The following is a 21743-nucleotide window of genomic DNA, read 5'->3' on the forward strand; positions in this document are numbered from 1 at the left end:
AAGTGCAGCATTCTATCGATTGCTGAAGATAGCTCATGACAACGCCCCAACGGGGCAGTTCTATGAAAGCCCCAGGCAACGCCTGGGGTTTCAGACGCCACCACCTCGCGTTAGCCCCAACGGGGCGGCTCTATTTGCACATGCCATCCGAACCGCAGGATTGCGGCGAACATGAGGGCCGCCCCGTTGGGGCTAACGAAACATTTCGCTATCCGATTATCCGACCCCAGGGCGATGCCCTGGGCTTTCATACAGCCGCCCCGTTGGGGCTCAAGAACGCTTCCGTCGGATGAACCGGAATCAACAGCTCGTTGCCTCGTCATAGACGACATTCATTACTCCGGCGTTGCTTCGTCTTTGCCCTGGGGCTCACTGTATCGCGCGGCCAAAACTGCGACGGCCGCTGCGACCGCGTCGCGATATTCGGGCGGTGAGAGGACTTCGGCGTCTGCTCCCAGGGCGAGCACCTTGGGTAGCAATTCACGTGGGTGTGATGCAGGGACTGTGAGCAGAAAATCGGTGGCGGGCGCTATTTCATCACTCGTCTGCGAATCGGAATCCTGAGCCTCCGGCGAGCTTGCGTCGTCACTGATTGGCTCCAGCAATTGGTCGGGATGCCAGGGGTCCTCTTTGAGATAGGAGGCGGATCGAGCCCCGAGCCGAATCTGGACCTGCGTCGAGGTTTCCCCCGAGAAAATACCGATGCTCTTGCTCAGGAACTTGGCGAGGTCGACCTTGGAATCGGGCTTGAAATAGTCGTCGGTGACCTGGGCATGCTGGAAACGATCGAGCTTCCAGTTTCGCAGTCGCTCGGTCGCGTCGGTCACTTCCGGTGCCGCGGCCACGACGTAGATGCTGCTCTGATGAACGGCGAGGGCGTAGGGCTCAATCCGGCGCCGGGTAGCCGGCCGGCCAACGGATTTGTACTCAATTTCGACGACCCGATGTTCCAGAATACTGCGGGTGATCGTCTTGAGCATCCCTGAATGGGCAGCATAGGTTTTCGACGGCGTTCCCGACACATAGAGTACCTTGCGATACCGTTGATAGTGCTCGTAGACTCCCTCTGGAATCGCTTCTTGGACCTTGTTCCAGAACGTTTCGATGCCCTGCCAATACTGTGTCCCCATCAGCGGTGTGAGCAGATCACGGCCGATTGAAAGCGCGATCAGTTCGGTTGCCGAGAAGGCGATTTCGTGGACCGCGGTGTGATTGCGTCCGAGTTTGTACACCTTGCCACGTTCGACCATCTCGTTCTGGATGTCGTATCCCGCTGCTTGGAGCGCCTCCATGTCCCGCCGCACCGTGCGGCCGTGAAGCGTCGTCAGCCCCAGGTCAGCGACCAGGTCGGCCTTCAGTTCATTGACCGTTCGACCGAAGCGGGATTCCTCGAGAAGCTGTAGCAACTTGTGCTGACGAATGAGCTGTTCGTTACGTGCCACGTCGGTTCCATCCAATCAAGGAGCGGTGGGGGAAGTGGGTTGCACAATGGGGTTGGACAGAGTGCCGATGTCAGCGATCGTGATCTCGACGATATCAGCGGGCTGCAGGGTGAAGTCGTTGCCCGGCACGATCCCAGTTCCTGTCATCAAGAACGCGCCGTTTGCGAAAGTGTTGTCGCGGCCCAGCCATCCGACGAGATCGTCAAATTGCCTGGCCATCTCGGCCGCGCTGGTGGATTGCTCGAAAACAACGGAGTCACCACGGCGGATTTTTAGATCGACCGTGATTGCTTCAACCGGTGGCAATTCGTCGTAGAGGCGAATCCATGGCCCGAGCCCCGCGCATTGGTCGTAACACTTCGCCTGCGGCAAGTACAACGGATTTTCGCCTTCGATGTCTCGCGAACTCATGTCGTTGCCGATCGTCAATCCGACGATCCGCAAGGCTGGCGAGAGCACCAGTGTGATTTCGGGCTCCGGGACGTTCCAGGTCGCGTCGTAGCGGATTCGTAGTGGTTGGCCGTGCCCACTGACACGGCTCGGTGTGGCTTTGAAGAACAGCTCGGGCCGGTCGGCTTGGTAGACTCGATCGTAGCAAGATGCCGCCGCAGCGGACTCTTCCATCCGCGCCGTTTGGCTGCGTCGATACGTCACCCCGGCTGCCCAGACCTCTTGCTGGTCAATCGGCGGCAACCATGCGGTCTGAGCATCAATGGCGATCGGTTCGTCACGCGCCAACGACTCAGCTGCTGCCACGGGACGGTCCGCGGCGAGAATGTCCGCGAGAGTGGCTAGCTCCGGCGTCAACTGGAGCGGGACCAGCTGCGCGCCTTCCACGATGGCGACGCGCGGCCCCCCCGATGCGTCCGAGAACTTGGCAATGTGCATGGCGTTGCTGCTTCGCGTAGGGAATTCAAAGGTGGTTCGGCGCGACCCATCATCGTCGCTACCGAGTCGTTGGGTAGCAACGCGAAATTATCGCACAAGTGCCCAGGCCGTGACACCCAGTGTGCATTCAATCACCCGGGTGGAGTGTCTCGAGGAAGAAATTGGTCATCAGCTGGTGCAAGTGCATCACCGTTCCCTCGCCCTCGGATATCGAGTGAGATCGGCCGGGGTAGCTCATCATGTCAAACTGTTTCCCAAGGGCCACCAAGCGATTAATCAATCGCTCAGTCGATGCGAAGTGCACGTTGTCGTCTCCCGTTCCATGAATGAGCAACAAGGGGTCGGCAAGTCCCTCGGCGTGCGTCAGCGGCGACCCCTCGACGAAGGGCTGGCGGTCGTCCTCGACCAAGCCCATGTATCGTTCTTGATAGATCGTGTCGTAATCGAGTTGGTCCGATACCGGAGCGACCGCAATCCCAGCGGCATAGAGTTCGGGATAGCGGAACAGGCTGTGCAGGGTCGTCGAACCTCCGCCGCTCCAACCCCAGACACCGACACGGTCAGGGGCGAGCTGCGGAAATCGTTTGAGCAGCTGCTGCACGCCCGCGGCTTGATCGGCAGGCGGGAGGATACCGATTTTGCCATACACGCTCTGCCGGAACTCGCGGCCACGCGGCGAGGCAGAGCCGCGAGCGTCGATGGTGGCGACGGCGAAGCCGAGTTGAGTCAGGTAGCGATGCCATAGATACGTCCGACCGAGATAACGATCTCGCACCGTCTGCCCGGCGGGTTCCGCGTAAACGTGCAGAACGAGGGGCACGCTATGACGACTGCCCGTGGCGTCCGCGTTGCCACTGGATTGCGGCAGCATGATCCACGCATCGAGTGATTCTTGATCATCGATTTGAAGCGAAATGAACTGCTGCTCGATCGGCCGCAGCGCCTCGATCGCTGCCCGGCATGTGGCGTTGTCATGGAGCACTTCGATGCGTTGATAGGCATCGAGGTGCACAAGACGCTCGACGGGGGGAGTGGATATGTCAGACCACGTTTCCAACGCAAACTGCCCAGTGGGGCTGATCCGATACTCGAACGTCCCCTCTTTCTCAGGTGATACCCGGCTGGGGTGAGCATTGGGTTGCTCCCGATTGCTTGCACACATGTAAAGAGCTCGTGCCGCGGCATCGTCGGGAGATGCCGTGAAGAAAAGATCACCCGTCGTTTGACTGACCGCATCGAGATCGATCACGTCCCAGGCCCCCGTTGTGATTGGATCGAGCTGAACACCTCGGTGGGTATTGGCATCATCGAGCACTTCGCTGGTGTCGATCGGGCTGGTCAACAGCCATGGCATGATGGCCGCGCGGTACAGGTGACGCCACCCGCTGCGTTCACTCAGCCAAATTAAATCCACCGTTTCCCGTCGCACCCCCGCGCTCGGGCCCGATTCTTGTTGGGGTAGCAATGGCATGTTCGCTTGCCGCATGACCCAGCCAGGACTCGTTTCCTTGAGCAGGACAACACAGTCGCCTGAGGAAGCGTCGCAAAGCCACAACCTATTCGCGTTCTGGGGGCGGTTGAGTTGCTGAACGAGCAACCGTTCGTTGCTCCCGGGTGATTCCGCGGGCAACCACCGCAGCGCCGCGAGGTAGTGCTGGCGCGGATCGCCGGCAATTCGCAACCACGTCGTTTGAGCGTCGTCGAAGTGAAAGATGCCGATCTTGGCCGCTGAATTGGTTTGCCCGACTTTCGGGTAAGCGAACTGCTTGATAATCGGATAACGTTCCGACGTGTTGTCGATAAGCGAGTGGACGGGAACCTCCGATTCGTCCAATTGCCAGAAGGCGATTTTCTCGCCGTTGGGACTGAACTGAAATCCACGGGTGAGTTTGAGTTCCTCTTCATAGACCCAATCAAAAGTGCCTTCGATGAGGTTCGGTTCGTCACTCGCCGCGATCGCGTCGACTTCGCCGCTGGCGGTGGATTCCCAGTACAGATGCCGATCTCGGACGTAGGCGATCTTGTCTCCTTGAGGGGAGAACGTCGCGAACATCAGTGACTGATTGGCCGCTTCTTCGCCCCCCAGTTTCCGCCAAGACTTGGAGATTAAATCGAGTAGCCAGTAGTCACCGCGAGTATGCGATCGCCACACCCGGACTGAGTTTGTGAAGACGAGCAGGTATTGGTGGTCGGGAGACCAGCGGTACTGGTCGATCGAAATCCGCTCGCCCGAGGGAAGTCGAAACTGATCGGCAGAAACCGCAACGGTTTCCTTGCCTTCGGGAATGGACCGGCGGATGATCTCGGGGTGCCCCGCATCGTTGTCCCGCAGCGACCACAGCACATTCTGGCGTGCGTCCCAGCGAATGGACTCCTGCTGCAGGTTGAAATCGGGGCCATGATAGATACGCGCCAGCGAGAGCGTGGTCCGCTCGGCGAGAGCCGGCGGCAGGGGCGGCCCACCGCCACGACTGGGAGGTGCGGCGGCAACCGCCATGTCCTGACACAGCAGTAGCAGCGGACACAAGCAGCCGACCAACAAAAGTTCCATCCGAGTTGTTTTCATCACACTGTGTTCCGTCGAGTCCAATCCGCGAGTGGTGAGGTATTCATGCTATCGCACCAGATTCACTCCGCCCACCCAATTCAACAGGCTGCCGACTTAATCGATGTGGGTCGCCGCAATATTGAGCTGAGGGCCGTGAAACCCCGGGTAGCGCAGCCTACCTGGCCACTTCGCAACGCGTGATCAACACGATGGGTGTGGGCAGCTTCGCATAGCGTGGCAGCCCGCCCTAAAAAAAACCGCCAGAAATCGCTTGACCAAGACACCCGACCCCTGTACCATGCAACCAGTACACCAGCCAACCGATCAGGCGATCGCAAACGGCGTTTTTTCAACGGTGCGTTATGTTTTTTTCCATCGATACCTCCGATGACGTTGCCATCTACGAGCAAATCGTTCGTCAGGTGAAGTTCGCGATCGCTGAGGGCAGCCTCCAACCGCGGCAACAACTCCCCAGTGCTCGGCAGCTCAGTGGTGAGTTGGCGATCAACCCCAACACGGTTAATCGGGCTTATCAGCAGTTGCAGTCCGACGGCGTGCTGGAATTGCTGCGGGGACGCGGGATGGCCGTTTGCGTCGATGCGGTCAAGAAGTGCCATGCCGCCCGTGCGGATCTGATTACCGCACGCCTGCGGAGTGCTCTTCGCGAAGCGCTTCACGGTGGGCTGACTGCGGACCAGATCCGTGAATTGCTGCACACGGAACTCGAATCACTCGAAGGAGCGACCCCCACGGTCGCCTCAAAAACCAACTCCTCTTCCCATGGTGGTCCTGCATGAGCTCGGCAACAAACGAAACTGGCTCGCGTGATCCGGCGACGGATGACTCCGTGGCCCCCGTCATTAGTACGAATGAGATCGAGATGCACTTCAGCGGCTGTGACGCGCTGCGAGGTGTCAATCTCGCTGTCCGCCGTGGTACGGTATTCGCCTTGCTCGGTGAGAACGGTGCTGGCAAAACGACGTTAATCCGTATCTTGACCGGATTCCAGCCGCCTTCCTCGGGCACCGCTCGGGTGTGTGGCATGGATCCGACGCGGCAAGCCTTGGAGATCCGCCGCCGGATCGGATACGTCTCGGACTCGCCGACGATGTACGATTGGATGAAGGTCGACGAGATCGGTTGGTTTACCGCCGGTTTCTACCCAGACGGATACCTCGAAGGTTATCGCGATCTGATCGGCCGTTATGAACTGCCGCCCACACGAAGAATCCGCGAACTGAGCAAAGGCCAGCGGGCGAAGGTTGCCCTGAGTCTCGCCCTCGCTCATGACCCGGAGTTATTGATTCTCGATGAACCGACGTCGGGGCTCGATCCGCTGGTCCGGCGAGAGTTTCTCGAAAGCATGATCGACCGGGCGGCCACGGGGCGCACCGTGCTGTTGTCGAGTCATCAAATCAGCGAGGTGGAGCGGGTCGCAGACGAGATCGCCATTGTGCATCAGGGCCGTGTCCAGCTCACTGGGGTATTGGCGGACCTTCGCCAATCGATTTCGGAAGTCACCGTCAAGCTCCATGATCCTTTGACGACGCTACCATCGCTCACTCAGCCGTCGCAAATTTTGAGCGAACAAACCAGTGGTCGGCAGCGGCGGATGATCGTCCGCGATCTGACACCGGAGAATGAGGCTTTGCTGTCGAGTTCCTATGGCGTTTTCGACGTCGCACACCGCTCCGCGAGTTTGGAGGAACTGTTTGTCGCCTGCACCCGTGGCGTCGACGCGACCAAGGCGATTGCCGCCGAGCATGAAGCAGCTCCAGCACCCCCAGTGCAAGGAGTCACGCCATGAACACGTCTGCTTCCATGAGCCGGCGGCTGCTGTGGAAAGAAACTCGACAAGCTATCCCGCTGGTCGTCACGATTGTCGGCTTGGCCGTGCTGCTCATTGTCTGGCGCGCGTCCTGGCAATTGGGGTTCGATTCAGTCGATCCATACGTCTACAAAGTCATCGCCTGCATTCCGCCGATCCTTTTCTCGTTGGGTGCAGGCACGGTACTCGTGGGGCAGGAGAAGGAAAGTCGGTCTCTGAACTGGCTCAACTCCCTGCCCGTTCCGCCGAACTATCTGATCCGACATCAGTTCTTGTTTGCCCTCAGCCTGCTCGCCATCTTATGGCTGGCGGCTTTCCTGGTGTTTTGCGCGGTCGCGGCGTTGGCCAACCAACCGCTGCTAAGGAATTGGAATGAGACCACGGTCATGCTGTTCGTTGTCCTCAACTCGCTGTACTTGCTCGTGTGTGGATTCACGATGTCGTGGCTGAGTCCTTCACCGCTGATGGGATTGGTCAGTGTATTGCCACTCGCGGTCCTTCCCTACATGGCTGCATACGCATGGCAGTATGTACTCAATACGTTCGATGACCAGATCTACCTGCCCTCGGATCCGTCGCCTGGGATGATCGCAACAGCGCTCGTACTCGGCATCGTGGTTATCGGCACACTTGGCTATCGCATCGCCCGAGCACAGCTCACCGGTCAAGCGAATCGAACTCCATCGCAGCGCGAACAGTCATGGAAGGCGTCCTGGCAGCGTTGGACCACCATCGCCGATGACTTTTTTCGTGGCGACAGTCAGACCAAGCAGCAGCCCTTGTCCGCCACGGGCACACTGCTCTGGCAATTCCGAAATCAAAATCGTCTCATTTTTTTCAGCCTCGTCGCTGCGGTGGCAGTTTGCGCTCCGATCGCGATCCGCGAGATTCTGCACATCAGCGAAGGGACCAACTTCGTCCTTCTCAATTCGATTTGTGTCGTGATCTTTGTCAGTTCACCGTGCTGGTTCGCGTTGCTGACGTTTCACGGAGACCAGGTCGACAAACGCATCGAATTCCTCGCCGAACGCGGCGTGTCACCGCCGCGCGTGTGGTGGACGCGGCAACTCGTGCCCGCGCTGTGTGTACTCGGTTTCACAATCGTCTGTCTGGTCTCCGAAAGCATCTTCGGCAAAGGCGAGAGCCTGCACGTGCTCATCGCCTGCGGGATTCTCTACGCAGTCTCCCAGTGGCTCAGCCAATTGATCCGGCCCGTTGTGATTGTCGCCCTACTGGCTCCGATTGCCAGCCTCTTTGCGTGCATGTATGGCTCGGCCACCCATGCCGAGATGGCGACGTCAGCAAAGACCGTGGCAATCTCGTTGATTGCTATCCCCATGTTGGCGACCTGGTTGATGATGCGGCATTGGATGGATGGGCGGCGAGGCTGGAGTTACTGGATGATGCACGCGGGTCTGATTGTGGTTGCCGTGGCAATGCCAGCTTTCCAGTATCTGCGTGTGTACGCTTTTTCTGGTGGTTTCTCGTCCTGGCAAAAAGCACAACTGCTATTCGAAGCGAACGAATTTGTCGATGGCGTTCCTGCGTCTCTGAATATTGCCCCGTCAGCCGACCAGGACCCCCTTCTCGATTGGAGAAAAATCAAGGACGAGGAGCAGCAGCAAGCGTCTCGTCTGCGAGCGGTCGATTTGGAATCACAACACAGAGAGTTACTCGCTTCATTAAAAACTAGCTTGAAAGAACTGCAGCGTGACCGAAAACAATCGGTCGAATTGGTGTCATGGCATTTGCAACAATGCGTCGGCCGGCCAACATCGCTGCGGATGCGGATCGAAACGAACTCGGCAAACGACGAGCAAGCTTTGCGTGAGTATCGAGACTGGATGCGGACCCTACCTGATTTGGCTTCAGCGATGCGAAATAGCCTGCAATTGGGAACACAGGAAGCCGCTGATTCCCTTGAGATCTTCTTGATCGCCGAGCTTCGAAACCCGAAGAACGCGACGAGAATCGATGACGAAACACGTCAAGCGATCCTCGACGTGACCGGTGCGACCGACGCTCGGTGGCTGGCCCGGCGCCGGGCATTGATCTATTCCGCCAGAGATCTTTATCGCAGCAACGCGAGATTTGGTATCGGCGAGCACCTCGGGGGAGTTCAGCTGTCCACGACCTACAGAGACGACCGAAACAGCTACGAAAATTTAGTTCACGTGCGCGAGACTGAGCATCTCGTCAAAACGCTGCTGGAGTACATCGACCGAGCCCGTCAAGGCAACAACGACTACCCGCTTGATGAACTCTTGGAGTACTGGGATGGCCCGTCAATCATGTATGGCGTAGGCCCAGGGGGCGACTACTACCGTATTGATGATGTCCGCAAGTTCGCGAATATTGAATCCGGTAGCATGCCGATTGCTTCCCAGTGGGGCGCCGGTTGGGAAGCGGCCCCGGGCATCACCAGTTCCAACGATACCGACCTGGAGGCGAACCGATGAACATCAAGCGAGTGCTTTCTCCCTGGTGGTTGCTCGTCGCAATCTCGCTGGCGGGTTTGGCGGCGCCTTTCGCATGGCAACACATGCGCCACGCCACCGTCGTTCGTGAGGTTGGCGCGCAGGCCGCATCACTTCGTCAATCGGGCCACCCTGGCGACGTAAACTCGCTGCTGCAGCAATTCCGAGAGACGGCGAGCGATGAGCATACCGTTGCCTGGTTGGAGTGGATGTATATTGCGTTTGAGTTTCGTAAAATCGCCCTTTCTGCTGGTGTGCTCGATCGCAATAGTGGTGAACTTCAGGTCGCTGACCCCGACTCGGGAGGTTCATGGTCCGACGATCCGGTGCTCGACGTGCTCCTCCAGCAGAGCGAACCGGTTTACGAGCGATTGAAAGAGCTCTGCCGCCATGGTGACCAGGTCTGGCTGCCGTGGCCACCCAATGCCGACACGGGTGGGCTATCGCCGCTGGGCATGATTTGGGAGATCCAGTCATTCATGCTGACGCGAATGTCGCATGCGGTCGATAGCCGCGATGCAGAAACCGCGATGGAGGCGTTTGCGACGCATCAGGCGGCGTTGGATGCGTTTGATTGGCAGTTATCCGTGTCCGTCGAGGTTCAGCTCAGCAAGATATTTGAGCAACGCGACACAATCGTCATCGAAGCGATTGAGCAAGGGTTATTCGATGCCGATCAGATCAATCAGTTGGAGCAAACGATTGCTCGTCCATTCGATGTGCGCAAGCGATGGCGAAGCGTCGTCGCGGCGAACCAGGTCGTCTTTCTAGATCAACTCCGCGACCAGCTTGAGAAGGACCGTAGCATCGTGGACTCACAACGGGATGACCAATCCGGTGACCGGCGAATCGCGAGAGCGAGCCTGCAACAGGTCCTCCTGGGTTGGGACCGGATCATGGATGCCGCCGACGATGGCATCGAGAACCTACAACACAACGCAAACACCGCCGCGAGTGCCCTGAGTCCGGTCGAGCAAAACGAACTGGCGAACCGGCCCCAGCTTGCAGGGATCCAGGGGCTCGAAAATGTCGCATCCAACGTGAGGGGATTGGCTCGAGCGATGGTGCTCCGCGAAGCGTCCCGTAAAAAGACAATTCGCACGATGGACCGGGAACGCAAGGCTAAGTAGTGTGAGTTATCCCTCGGGGGGGATGGAGCGGAACAGATCACGCCTCGGCAATGTTCTTATCGAAATCAGGTGTGTTCGGAGCTGCTCGGGCAGGCATCGCGATGCACCTCCGCACCATCCACTTTGATCCCGAACTGCGCCGCGAACGCGTCGTCAGGAAGTACCAAATGTCCAAACGCCCCCTTTCCTCGTGGATCACGAGCGTGCGACAATGGGAGGTTCAGGCGGGATTCTTTGTTCGCGTTTGGTGCCATTCATCGTTATCAAGAGAAAACTCGTGTCCACTTTATCACCCGCTGGCCAGCAGCTCGTTCAAGATCTGGCCCAACGCCATCATGTTTCACCTGAGGCTGTCACGCATATGTTGATTGCCGTCCAGAATGGCAATGGCAGCATGGCTCAATTCAACCATCCCGAATTTGGTGGTTCGGGCCAGTGGATGCGGGGCGGCATGACCATGGTCAGCGATCTGTTCAACAACCAATTGAAATTCCGCGTCGACAGTCTGTGCAGCGATATCACCAACGCGCTTGCCAACCACCAGACCTCCCCCCTGTTTGGCTCGTTTCAATCGCAATCACAAAACGGTTCCAACCAACAGACACAGGCGGCGGGAGGTCTTGGCGGATCGAACTCGCTGTTCGTGCCTGACCCAGATCAAAATTGGTGGCCACAGGATCTCGGTGCCCCCAATGCGGTGGGAAACCAGAACAACATCCGCTACGCCTACTTTTCCAATGCACGCCGATTGGCTGTTTCCACAAACGGCGACGTCTGGGTCTATGACACCGGCAACCATCAGATTGGCGGCTTCTCACAACAGCAAGGCGTCGGCGGTTCGATCACGTTTAGTAGCCAGCTCGGTACGGTGAACCTGTCTGAACTACCGGTCGTAACGCGAAATGGCACTCCCGTGGAGAGGGACCAACAGCCTGCCACGAGTCCCTCGGTTCCAGAACGGAACCCGATCCCACCAGTGGAATCTCACGTGGAAGCCCCCGATGCGATCCCGGATGGGAACAGCACGTCGACCGCCACCCCCGCCGACGAACACAACATCCTAGCCATGCTGGAAAAACTCGGCGGACTGCACGACAAGGGGTATCTCACCGATGAAGAGTTCCAGGCGAAAAAATCTGATTTGCTCTCTCGATTGTAGGCTCTGATGGTTCTGGCGGTGCTTCGTCGTCCTTGGGCGGCGGCCATCCTAGAGTTGGTTCATCCCAAATACGATCGCCTGGGGCGCGGCATCACCATGCGATGCGTCGGGAAAGATTTTGGATGTCACTTGGAGCTGAGTATCTTGGAGCGTCTCCATTCGGTCAGCGAAGTCTTCCGTCGTGCCGAATTGACGCTTGGCCTCCGTTTCATCAAGCGCCGCGGCTGGCCCCGCATCGGGGCCCAGCTCCAACTCGCCGACCGTTAGCACTAGATTCAACGAGGTCCGGCCCTGCGAGTGTTTTTCGCCAAACGCAGCTGCGGCTTCACCGATCGCATAGTCGTTCCACCACACCGATGGACTGGCGGCGATGTAGGTTTGGAAGCATCCAGGACGTGTGAAGAGCGTATGGAGCACGAACAGCCCACCAAAGGAATGCCCGAAAATTGTTTGCTTTGTCTGATCGATGGCATATCGATTCTGTAGCTGCGGCTTCAGTTCCGTCTCGATGAACTGGAGAAACACATCCGCGCCACCCCAGGTGGGCCAGGCGTCGCCACCGCGACGCGGCGGCAGGGTGCGTTGCTCGGCCGGCGGAGTCAGATCAAATGTCCGGCGCACGAAATCAATGCGGCCTTCGATGGGGTAGCCGATGCCAACGACCACCATGGTCCGTCGCAGTTCAGCCAACGCATCGCGAGCGCGAACGACATCGGCAAAATAGGCATTCCCGTCGAGAACGTAGGTCACCGAATAGCCGCCCGGTGGTGGCTCTGGACCGGGCACTGAGATGAAGATTCGATACGACCGCTGGCCGGCCGATTCAATGTCCAAAACATCGGTCGCATGCTCGGCAGGATCCGCCGGCTGCTGCCGTGAGGGTATCGGCGGCTGGGCCGAAACAGGGAGAGCTGCCAGCGTGAATGCCAACACGCCCGCGAAGGTCGCTGAAATCGTCGTTATGTTCATGGTGAAATTTGCCAGGAAAGACATTCCGCTACGTGTTTAGGAAGGCGGGGACAATTGGTGTCGCCTCGTCCACTACCGAACCGCTCTCGCAAGATCCTCCACTCATCGATCGCGCGAAGTTTAGGAAACCGAGGCCACACGCGACTCCCAGTGCTGAAGTGCTTCCGGATCGCCATCGTCAACTTCGATGATATCGAACAGAGTTTCAGCGCCGCAGCCTCGCAGCCATGTAGTGATGTCGTGGCCGAATGCACAGTATTCGTCATAGCTACGGTCTCCCAAGGCCAACACTCCGAACTTGAGTTCTCGCAAACTCAGCGACTGTTGCATGAGGGATTCCGAGAACTCCATGGCGTGATCGGGTGGATCGCCTTGTCCAGCGGTACTGGCAATGAACAACGCCTGTTTCGCCGCCACCAACTGTTCGCTGGTGATGGCATCGATCGGGGCGAGGTGTACTGGTGTGCCGCGTTGCTGCAAGTGATCGTGGGTCTGATGAGCCAGCGATTCAGCGAATCCCGTTTCGCTCGCGTAGACAACGAGCACGCTATCGCTGCGGGGAGCGACGTGCGGCGTCGGCGTCTGAGCCCGGGTCTGGCGTTGCGCTGAATTTCGCCAGGCCCATCCGGCCAGGAGGAGGTAGGCTGCTCCCACGCCAGCGGCCCAGTACAGGCGAGATGGCAGCGGCGAGGCGGGCCACCAATCTCCAGGCGTCCACCACAGACACAGCAGTGCGGCGATCGCGACCACCACGCCCGCGAGAACGCTCGCGAGAGTGGTCTTGGTAGGCAGAGAGCAACAATTCATCATCGGGCAACTACTGTGGCAATACTTCGAGTGTTGCCGCGTAGCTCAGGCGTCGACTCGTCGCTTGAGGGATCGACGTGTCGTCATCCTCCGTGCTGGTTTCTAGCCAGTACATGCCTGGCTCGTCCCAGGCCACTGAGAACTCACCGTTCTCGTCCGTGGTCAGCTCCTTGGCTTCCTGTGCATCGCGATAGCGAGTGCCACCTTGAATGACGGTGATCGTCAATCCCTCGGCGGGCTTGCCGTTAACGACCAAGCGAAACTTCGTCGTTTCACCGGCGTAGAGATCGTTCGGGTGCGTCAGTGGAACCAGCTCCACGCCTTCCCCGGCGGGTTGGATCGATTCGGTCGAAGGAGCTCCGTTGGTGACAAACGTTTCAATGCGGCCGATGCTCTCGGTAACGCGAACGTTGGTAGCATCGCTCGGGATCGATTCGGCGAGTTCCTTGGGGGAGCCCCGGAATCGCTTCCGCTCGCCGTCTACTTCCCAGCTCGCGAAAGCGCCGCGATTGACGATGGCGATTCGATAGGTGCCTTTTTCAGTCAGCGGTAGATCGAAAACGCTGCGGTACTTGCCCACCGATTCGTTCTGGGCGCTGACTTCCTCGCCGCTCGGTGCAATGATCTCGAGTCCATCGAGCCGAAGTGGGAAGTGATTGAAATAGAACAGGTCGTTGGAGACGGCGGCGTCAACGGTTACCCAGGGTTCCGGCCCGGAGAGGACCGTTTGCGAAGGTCGGAGCCAGACTTTGTGTGCGAAACTCGTCGCGGGTAGCGCGATGATGAGCGTCAGGGCGAGTAGAAAGCTTCGGGTCATCTTCAGTTCCTTCAATGGAGAGGGGATTCAAGAACGGTAAGTAGGTGTGAAAAATTGTTGGGTGCATCAGCCGGTGGGCGTTAGCCCCGGTTTTCAAAACGCTTCGCATTTAGCGTGGGAAAACCGGGACTAACGTCCATCGGCTCATCGGGTTATCCAAAACGACCTACCCACAACTGCTTAGCAATTCAAAAAGTGCGGTCGCATCGATGCGTCAGTGGGTTGGCTGGATCGTGAGGGTGACTTCGCCCAGTTCTTTCTTGCCTGCGGCCTGTTCTTCCTGGAGGTCTTTGGCGGGCCATGTGAACGGGAGGGTCAGCAGTTCACGGCCGCCGACTTCGCGTGAGGCTTCCACGACGAGGCTGTATTCTCCGGGCGGGAGTTTCGCCAGCCGAGGATCACTACTAGAATAGGACAGAGTGTGCTTCCCCGCCGGACGCGTTGCAGAGGACACCCCATCGACTGGCATTTCGAGACTGCGTCCCGATCGACGCCACCACTGGCGTAGGTCCGGCAACCACTTCGTACCGGCGCCTTCACTCGACTCGGTCATCTGGTACCAAACGTTCAGGTTGGCGACGGCTTGGCGATCTTCGTCTTGAATCCACGCAGCCACGTAGGGGCGATGGTATTCGGAGACGTCGATCCGGGGAATCTCGATCGTGACTGCCACATCGGGTGTTGGCTCATCGGCCCAAGCCATCCCAGCGATCGCGCAGCCGAGGATCAGGGTAGTGATTTTTTTGTTCATCAATCAATTCTCTGCGTGTATAAGGTTTCCGTTTAATGAATCAACAGAATCGCAACCAACCAGGGTGCGATCAATCCGAGACCGACCAGCGGCCAGGTGAGGCTCCGGCGGCGAGCATGCTCGATCAGCAACAAGAGTCCTGTCAGGCAAAACACGAGCGTGGCGATCGCAAACAGGTCCAATACCCATTTCCACGCCGGCCCGGTATTGCGACCTTTGTGCAGATCGTTGAAATAGGAAATCCAACCTCGCTGAGTCTGCTCAAACTCGACAAATCCTGTCTCTCGATCGATTGCCAGCCAGGCATCACTGCCCGGCCCAGGCATGGAAAGATAGACTTCGTACTCCGACCATTCGGCTTGACGCTGGCCGATCGGTTTCTGAAAACGTTCGCCCAGCCAATCGGCTAGCTCCACAGGCAGGGCGGCTTTGTCCTCATGCTGCTCGATTTGGAGAAGCTCCTGCAGATCCGGTGGCAACTCAGCCGACTGAGTTTGAACATCGGGCTTGGCTGAAATCTGAGACGCATGGTTGAGCGTAATTCCCGTTATCGCGAACAGCATCATTCCCACCAGGCTGATCGCGGAACTGATCCAGTGCCATGTGATGATCGTTCGCAAGCGATACTTGCGTTGAGCAACTTCAGCGGGATCGTTAGCTGGCGCGGATGGCATGATGCTATTGGCGTGAGGAACGAACCAGGATTATTCCGACGAAACCGTTTTGACTTCACTGCCGTGTCGGGTCCAGCTCGCGTGCCAGACATCACGGTCGATGGAGTCGGTGACGTTGCGAACGCTGCCGTCGGCCAGGGCGACCTTGGCAATTCCGGTATGGTAGCTACGTGCCGCAGTGATCTTCGAAGATCCGTAAACCAGGTCCGGAACCGGGCTATTGGGTGTCAGGCGGCCGTTGATAACCGGGCCATTGGGAACGCTGCCACGCAGCCAGTAGTGATTGCGATCGCCACTCCAGCCGCTGATGTAGCTCTGGACTCCACTGAGTCCACCGGAATCAGCGGCTTCGGCGAGCGTGACGTCGATCCCAGTATTGGCTGAGGCCCGGTATCCACGCACATCCATCGCAGGCGTGGGAGATGCTGTGTCAATTCCCGACCCGACGATCGTTTCGGCGAAAACGATCGTGTTACTAGTCCCATCTAGGATGTCCCGGAATTTGACTTTCGCATCAATCCAACACAGCCCATCGGACTTGACAGCTGGATGGAAAACGCCATCCAGTCCACTGCCTTGATTCATCGCGTAGCTCGAACCGGCGATCTGGATCGAGGCTCCCGAAGGCATCGTCAGAGAGTGTAGTTCTGTATTGACGTCGCTGGGGCATAGATAGGTCGCCACGCGTGTCCCCGCCGCCTGGTGCAATTCCGCGGGAAGATCAGCCAACGCCGGATGCCCCATGTAGATATCAAAATCGATGAGTTCCTGTAGCTGCGCCTGCTCCAGGTAAGGCAACAGTTTTGCCAGTGGTGAGTAATCACTCGGGTAGCCGCCCGTCCACGAGTAGCCATTGTTTGGAAAGGCGCCGTTATAGGTGGAGGCGTAGTTGTGCAGTCCCAGTCCAACCTGTTTAAGATTGTTGCCACATTGCATGGAACGCGCCGCTTCACGGGCTGCTTGGACAGCCGGAAGGAGCAAGCCCACGAGGACACCAATGATCGCGATCACGACCAACAGTTCGACGAGCGTGAAGGCGTTTCGCGACCGCCGTCGGGCCGGGCGCCCGCTGCGAGGGGCCAGTTGGATTGGGGTGGTTTTCAGAAAGGACATGACGAAGTCTCAGGCTAGAGGCACACGTGCTGAACAATGCAATTGAGGATTCATCGAGAGCGGCCGAGGGCCGCCAGGATCTCAAGGGATTACCGGCGTGGCTGGCTAGCAGACCATCGAATGTCTGTGGCTGGCGAGAGCAGGGACCGAGAACGCTACTGCGAGTCAGTTGCAATAGTATGTCTGGACAGGAGTTCAACAGGTAGGGGGTAGGGAAGAAAATACGGGGTGGATCGACCCCGCGGCGAAAAAGGGGATTTTTTAGCATGGCTCCGATCGTTGGCGACCGATGCGTGCATGCTCAATCAAACCGATGCCAGGGGCGAAATCACGGGAGCGTCTCGGCGAGGACACTCTCCTCCGCGCCGACGACCTGTTGGTAGTAGGCTGCGAGGGACTGTGGGTCGGCATGCTCCGACGTAGCGAACTGATCGATGATCTGGCCGTCCTTCAAAATGACCACACGGTCGGCCCATGCAGCCACGCTCGGTTCGTGAGTCACCATGACGATCGTGCGACATTGTTGATCACACAACTTCCGTAGTAATTCACAGATCGCCTGCCCGGTCACTGAGTCCAGACTGCCGGTCGGTTCGTCGGCAAAAACGATTGCCGGATGGGTGATTAACGATCGAGCGATCGCTACTCGCTGTTGCTCGCCTCCGCTGAGCGAATCAGGCCGATGCGACAATCGGTCTGCAATCCCCAATTGCTCGGCGAGCTCCTGCAGTACTCCATCGTCCGATGGAGTGATGCCTGCCGCGTAGAGCGGGAACAGAATATTGTCGGTAGCGTCGAGTGACGGGATCAAGTTGAAGGCTTGGAAAATTAAACCGATTCGGCGACGGCGAAAATGAGTGAGCTTGCGATCGGAGAGTCCCGCGAGATCTTGCCCGTCGATGGTGATGCTGCCGGAACTCGGCCGCGTCAGTCCGCTCATCAAGTGCAACAGCGTGCTCTTGCCGGAGCCGCTCGCGCCCATCACTGCCACAAACTCACCCGAGTCGACGGTCAAGCCCACGTTTTGAAGCGCACTCACCGTTCGATTACCTTGCCGATAATTCTTCGACACGTCGTGGACGACGGAGAGAGGCGATGCAGCGGTATCGTTCATGAAGATCGGCAGCCAGTAGGATTCGAGGTTGTGCGTCGGGGAGACCCTTGCTCTCTTTGCATGGGGCGTGCCAGCTTCAACCGGCCCGCCTTTCTCAAAGAGCCAGTGGTGCCGCACGGGTAGCGAAACCCAACGCAATGTCGGTTTTCATGCCCATACCGAGCATTTACGTTTCGGAGCGACGTAGCTGGCGCTGGCGTTTTCCGGGTAGGTCGATGGCGAAATTGCCACCGCCGGCGGACAAATATCCGCCCGGTGGGCTGACGCCTGTGTACCGATGCGTTCACCCCGTTTCACTGCCCGTCTGCAGTAGTTCCATGGGCCGAGCCCTGCCGATCGATACTGCGGGCCAAGCGGCGCTCAAAATCCCTAGAAGTAACACCAGCGTGATTGCACCGAGAATCGGCAACCATGGAATCATCAGCGGCGGATGCAGGCCACCAAAAAAACTAATGTGTTGGGCCATGACGCAACCGAACCAGCCGCTGAGGATTCCGAACCCGAGACTCAGTACGATGGCGACGAACGCAATCAGAATTCCTTCCACCAAGATTGCTCTGGTCAGCTCAGAGCGAGTGATGCCGATGGCGCGCATCACACCGAACTCCCACCGGCGGGCCCGAACGGAGGCCAACATGACATTCAATACGCCCAGGCAGGCGATCAACAAAGCCGTCAGCGGCACGCAGCTGGTCACCCAGATCCAACGCCGCGCCGCCCCATCCAAATGGTCACGAATCTGCTGGACAGGCACGACATTGACGTCTCCGGCCGCTTCGCCGTCGGGACTCGCCTCCACTGACCGAAGCGATGCCACGAGAGTCTGAGCGGATTGTTCGAGTTGCGTCCAATCGACAGCATCGTCGTGATCGCAGGAAAACCAAATATGCGAGGCGGAGTTCAGATCAAAATCCTCGGCGACCGATTCATAGTCAGCAAACACCAAGGCGGCAGCACGATGCGTACGCGTCCGCAATCCAGTCAGCTTTGTCTGCCAGTGCCACCCCGGCAACTCCACTCCGCCGACGATCTCATACACGCATCGTTGGCCAGCATTCCGCGGTGGATCCAAGGTGATCGTATCGCCTATTTCGAGCCCCGCCTCGACGAGGAAGTGATTCGGCACCACGCAGGCGTGCCCCTGTTTCATTCGCTCCACGGCCGCCACTGGATCGCCGGCAGTCCACTCCAATTTGAGTAACGGTGTCTCGCCACCAAAGGCTCCTAGCGGATCCAGACCGACGATGACCACGTTGTCCTGGCGAACAACTGACGCTCGCGCTGCGCTGTCGGTGGGATCGCCAGCCAACCGCGGTTGCTCGACCACGAGCGGTAGGCATCGAGAGGCATCCACGTCGGGGAGCGCTGCAAACTCAGCGACTCGGTCGGGCGGCAGTCCAGGCTCCATCATCACGATTGCGTCGGGGACCCAATCACCGGGAATGAAGGCCTGAAGCATGGTGAAGCCCCAGACCTGGATGCCGATGAATAGGCTCAGGCCGAACGCCAGCGATAACGACGCCCCCACAGCCCGCCATACGTTGCTGGTTATTTGGCTAGAGACGAGCTTGGGATCAATCCGGAACACCCGCGAAAAAATGGGGCTGAGCCAGCGATCGATGAGAATCACCGTTGGCGGTGTGATCAAGATGAACCCCAACGCGGCACAAGCGAACCCGATTCCCATCGCCCAGGCGATGCTGGTCTGATGAAGCGGAATGACGAGTGCGAGCAGTGGGGTGACCGAGATCAAGATCACCGCCAGGGTGACCAGTGGCCAGTGGATAGATGCCTCCATCACCGATTCTTGGCGGGGGGCCATCGCATCGACCGGCTTCACACGGATGGCGCGATAGGCGGGAACGATTGCCGCCAGCAATGCGCCACCGATGCCAGCGATCCCAGCGAGCAGCAAACTGTTCGCACCAAAACCCACACCATGGTGGAGCAATCCAGCGAACACGGATTCGACGATCTGGAGGAGCATCCAGCCGATCGCGATGCCGGCAACCAGGCCGAGGGTCCCCAAGACGAACGCTTCGATCAGGATCAGCCAGCCGATTTGGCGACGGGTGAAAACGACGGCGCGAAGAATCGCATACTGCCGTGTGCGTTCGGACACGCCCATGCTCAGCGTGCAGTAGATGACCAGCATGGCGACGAGCATCGCCACACCGGTCGCTGCATAGGTCTGCAACTTCACGTTCTCTGCGGCCGACGCTTGGTCCAATGCCTCCTCGATCTCAAACGCTTCTTGGAACTGCAAAGGCGTGGCATAGCCACTCAGACGAGGTGCCCAGCCGAAGCGAAACGAGGTGATATCCGCGTCAGGATTCACCGCCACTCCGAGCAAGCTGATTTGTGACGAGCGGCCGGCAATGCGTTCGGCGACAGGCGTGGCAATAAAGGCTTCTCCTGTGCTCGGAGTGAGCATCGGGATGCCCACTGCTTCCGCTCCCATCAGGGCGGGGGCACTGACAATCCCGACCACTCGCAAGTCGAGTTGCGATTCTCCGTTGAGCCCCGGGCGTGGCAGCTCAACGGTGATGAAGTCGTCGATGTCGAGCCCACGCTGCGCCGCCACGTCCTGGCGCAAAACCACCTGCGGTGCAGTGGATGCGGACATATCGATCCACGTGCCTGCGATAATGTCAAAGGGCGAAACATCGGAATCGAGCGCCAGGAACATCATGCTGGGCAGGCGGGCGAGCGGCCCTGTGCCCGGACCGCGCGTGGGACTGCCGCTGCTTGCGGTCGGATTGAAAGTTCCGTCTCCGGCGCTCGCTGCGTCTGTGCGGACACCAAAGCGATTCGCCCACATCGGTTCCACCGCCCGCACCGCTGGGTCGCGCCGCAGCTGCGGCAGAACCTCGGGCGCGACGAAGTCGGTATCGGCGGCGCTGATCGGAGCGATTGCTAACTCATAGCGTCCGAGGGCAAGATCTGCGTAGTCGTCGTAGGTTTGGTGCAAGGCCTCATAGCCGCTACTGACCCAGATCACCATGCACACTGCAGCGGCGGTCGCGACCGTCGTCAGGGCCACTCGCGAAATCCGCTCCCGCAAAAATGAAATCGCGAGCGATAGAACTTTCAACGTTCACACCCCGCATCGAGGGACTGGTGGTATCGGTTGCCCAGCGATTGAGGATCTCGTCGACCATCAGTGGCAAACTCAGCCAGGTTCTCGCCATCCTTGAGCACCACGACTCGATCAGCCCACATCGCGACGTGGGGTTCGTGGGTGACCATCACGATCGAACGTCCTTGCTCATCGACCATCGCCCGCAACAACTGGCAAAGATGCGTTCCACTGACGGAATCGAGACTGCCCGTCGGCTCATCGGCGAGCAAGATCGCAGGATTGCAGATCAAGGCTCGCGCGATCGCCACGCGTTGTTGTTCGCCACCCGAGAGTGCGGCAGGTTTGTGTTGCCGTCGATCGGTCATTCCCAGCCGATCGAGCATGGCATCGACCTCCCGATCGAGCCCGGCACTGGCAGTAGCGGGCAACCGAATATTGTCCTCGGCCGAGAGCGTCGGGATCAAATTGTACGCCTGGAACACGATTCCGAGTTGGCGTCGCCGGAACCGCGTGAGCGCCGCGTCACCGAACTGGGCAAGGTCTTGGCCGGCGATCACAACACGCCCCTCGTCGACATCGATCAGGCCTGCGATCGCGTGCAGTAGCGTGCTCTTGCCCGACCCCGAGGCGCCCATGATGGCGACGAACTCGCCCGCTTCCACGGACAGACTCACGTTTTTCAAAGCGCGAACGCTCGCCCGTCCCTGGCGATAGGACTTGCCGATCTGATCGACGTCGAGTGGAAGAGAGGAGTCAGGTGTGGTCACGGGCTGGCCGGCTTCTGAGAGTAACGAAAGGGACAGATTCTAGGTGAAAGAGGGCGGCGGCAAATCCGCCACGAGAGGCGGAAATTGCGACTCGCTGCTGTCACCTATTCACCCCGATCGGTAGATTTCCGGTGGGTTAGCGGCCTCTCGTATCCATGGCGCGTCGATTGCATGCGG

Annotated in this window: 17 protein-coding genes; 5 read left to right on the forward strand and 12 right to left on the reverse strand. The window is 58.8% G+C overall.

Annotated elements, in window-relative coordinates; genetic code table 11:
- Nucleotides 1-335: 335 nt before the first annotated feature.
- The 3 genes from CA85_RS16395 to CA85_RS16405 all read right to left on the reverse strand — a co-directional run bounded on the left by CA85_RS16395 (nucleotide 336) and on the right by CA85_RS16405 (nucleotide 4896).
- On the reverse strand, nucleotides 336-1442 hold the full coding sequence (locus tag CA85_RS16395; RefSeq protein WP_146392440.1) for a helix-turn-helix transcriptional regulator: 1107 nt from the start codon (nucleotides 1440-1442) through the stop codon (nucleotides 336-338).
- A 15-nt stretch (nucleotides 1443-1457) separates the two neighbouring features.
- Nucleotides 1458-2330 carry a fumarylacetoacetate hydrolase family protein gene (locus CA85_RS16400; RefSeq protein WP_146392442.1) on the reverse strand — a complete coding sequence of 291 codons (873 nt, stop codon included), beginning with the start codon at nucleotides 2328-2330 and terminating at the stop codon, nucleotides 1458-1460.
- Nucleotides 2331-2457: 127 nt separating this feature from the next.
- Entirely contained in the window at nucleotides 2458-4896 is a 2439-nt protein-coding gene (locus tag CA85_RS16405) for a S9 family peptidase (protein ID WP_146392443.1), read from the reverse strand.
- 344 nt (nucleotides 4897-5240) lie between these two features.
- Here CA85_RS16405 and CA85_RS16410 point away from each other — a divergent pair, with 344 nt between their 5' ends.
- The 5 genes from CA85_RS16410 (at nucleotide 5241) to CA85_RS16430 (ending at nucleotide 11472) form a co-directional block, all read left to right on the forward strand.
- Nucleotides 5241-5675, forward strand: coding sequence for a GntR family transcriptional regulator (locus CA85_RS16410; RefSeq protein WP_146392445.1), 435 nt, complete (start codon nucleotides 5241-5243; stop codon nucleotides 5673-5675).
- Between the two features lie 50 nt (nucleotides 5676-5725).
- The gene (locus CA85_RS16415) at nucleotides 5726-6685 is read left to right on the forward strand and encodes an ABC transporter ATP-binding protein (protein ID WP_246112870.1); all 960 of its coding nucleotides are present in this window, start codon (nucleotides 5726-5728) and stop codon (nucleotides 6683-6685) included.
- Nucleotides 6682-9165, forward strand: a complete 2484-nt coding sequence (locus tag CA85_RS16420; RefSeq protein ID WP_146392448.1) for an ABC transporter permease — start codon at nucleotides 6682-6684, stop codon at nucleotides 9163-9165. Before CA85_RS16415 ends, CA85_RS16420 begins: the two co-directional genes overlap by 4 nt.
- The gene (locus tag CA85_RS16425; RefSeq protein ID WP_146392450.1) at nucleotides 9162-10313 is read left to right on the forward strand and encodes a hypothetical protein; all 1152 of its coding nucleotides are present in this window, start codon (nucleotides 9162-9164) and stop codon (nucleotides 10311-10313) included. The genes CA85_RS16420 and CA85_RS16425 overlap by 4 nt, the downstream gene beginning before the upstream one ends.
- Before the next feature lie 277 nt (nucleotides 10314-10590).
- Nucleotides 10591-11472 carry an SHOCT domain-containing protein gene (locus CA85_RS16430; RefSeq protein ID WP_146392452.1) on the forward strand — a complete coding sequence of 294 codons (882 nt, stop codon included), beginning with the start codon at nucleotides 10591-10593 and terminating at the stop codon, nucleotides 11470-11472.
- Between the two features lie 48 nt (nucleotides 11473-11520).
- On the opposite strand, the gene CA85_RS16435 is transcribed toward CA85_RS16430, so the two are convergent.
- The 9 genes from CA85_RS16435 to CA85_RS16475 all read right to left on the reverse strand — a co-directional run bounded on the left by CA85_RS16435 (nucleotide 11521) and on the right by CA85_RS16475 (nucleotide 21566).
- Entirely contained in the window at nucleotides 11521-12441 is a 921-nt protein-coding gene (locus CA85_RS16435; RefSeq protein ID WP_186774999.1) for an alpha/beta hydrolase, read from the reverse strand.
- Between the two features lie 120 nt (nucleotides 12442-12561).
- Entirely contained in the window at nucleotides 12562-13251 is a 690-nt protein-coding gene (locus CA85_RS16440; RefSeq protein WP_146392456.1) for a flavodoxin domain-containing protein, read from the reverse strand.
- A 7-nt stretch (nucleotides 13252-13258) separates the two neighbouring features.
- Nucleotides 13259-14065, reverse strand: coding sequence for a DUF4198 domain-containing protein (locus tag CA85_RS16445; RefSeq protein ID WP_146392457.1), 807 nt, complete (start codon nucleotides 14063-14065; stop codon nucleotides 13259-13261).
- Nucleotides 14066-14279: 214 nt separating this feature from the next.
- Nucleotides 14280-14819 (reverse strand): DUF2271 domain-containing protein, encoded by a 540-nt coding sequence (locus CA85_RS16450; RefSeq protein ID WP_146392459.1) that lies wholly within the window; start codon nucleotides 14817-14819, stop codon nucleotides 14280-14282.
- A 29-nt stretch (nucleotides 14820-14848) separates the two neighbouring features.
- Complete coding sequence (locus CA85_RS16455; RefSeq protein ID WP_146392461.1) at nucleotides 14849-15490, reverse strand: PepSY-associated TM helix domain-containing protein; 642 nt, start codon at nucleotides 15488-15490, stop codon at nucleotides 14849-14851.
- Nucleotides 15491-15520: 30 nt separating this feature from the next.
- Nucleotides 15521-16603, reverse strand: coding sequence for a DUF1559 family PulG-like putative transporter (locus tag CA85_RS16460; RefSeq protein ID WP_146392462.1), 1083 nt, complete (start codon nucleotides 16601-16603; stop codon nucleotides 15521-15523).
- A gap of 328 nt (nucleotides 16604-16931) precedes the next feature.
- Complete coding sequence (locus CA85_RS16465; RefSeq protein WP_146392464.1) at nucleotides 16932-17717, reverse strand: ABC transporter ATP-binding protein; 786 nt, start codon at nucleotides 17715-17717, stop codon at nucleotides 16932-16934.
- A gap of 283 nt (nucleotides 17718-18000) precedes the next feature.
- Entirely contained in the window at nucleotides 18001-20811 is a 2811-nt protein-coding gene (locus CA85_RS16470; RefSeq protein WP_146392466.1) for an ABC transporter permease, read from the reverse strand.
- Complete coding sequence (locus CA85_RS16475; RefSeq protein WP_146392468.1) at nucleotides 20808-21566, reverse strand: ABC transporter ATP-binding protein; 759 nt, start codon at nucleotides 21564-21566, stop codon at nucleotides 20808-20810. Before CA85_RS16475 ends, CA85_RS16470 begins: the two co-directional genes overlap by 4 nt.
- Nucleotides 21567-21743: the final 177 nt, after the last annotated feature.

The sequence above is a fragment of the Allorhodopirellula solitaria genome, assembly GCF_007859855.1.
In the GTDB taxonomy this organism is placed as follows: domain Bacteria; phylum Planctomycetota; class Planctomycetia; order Pirellulales; family Pirellulaceae; genus Rhodopirellula; species Rhodopirellula solitaria.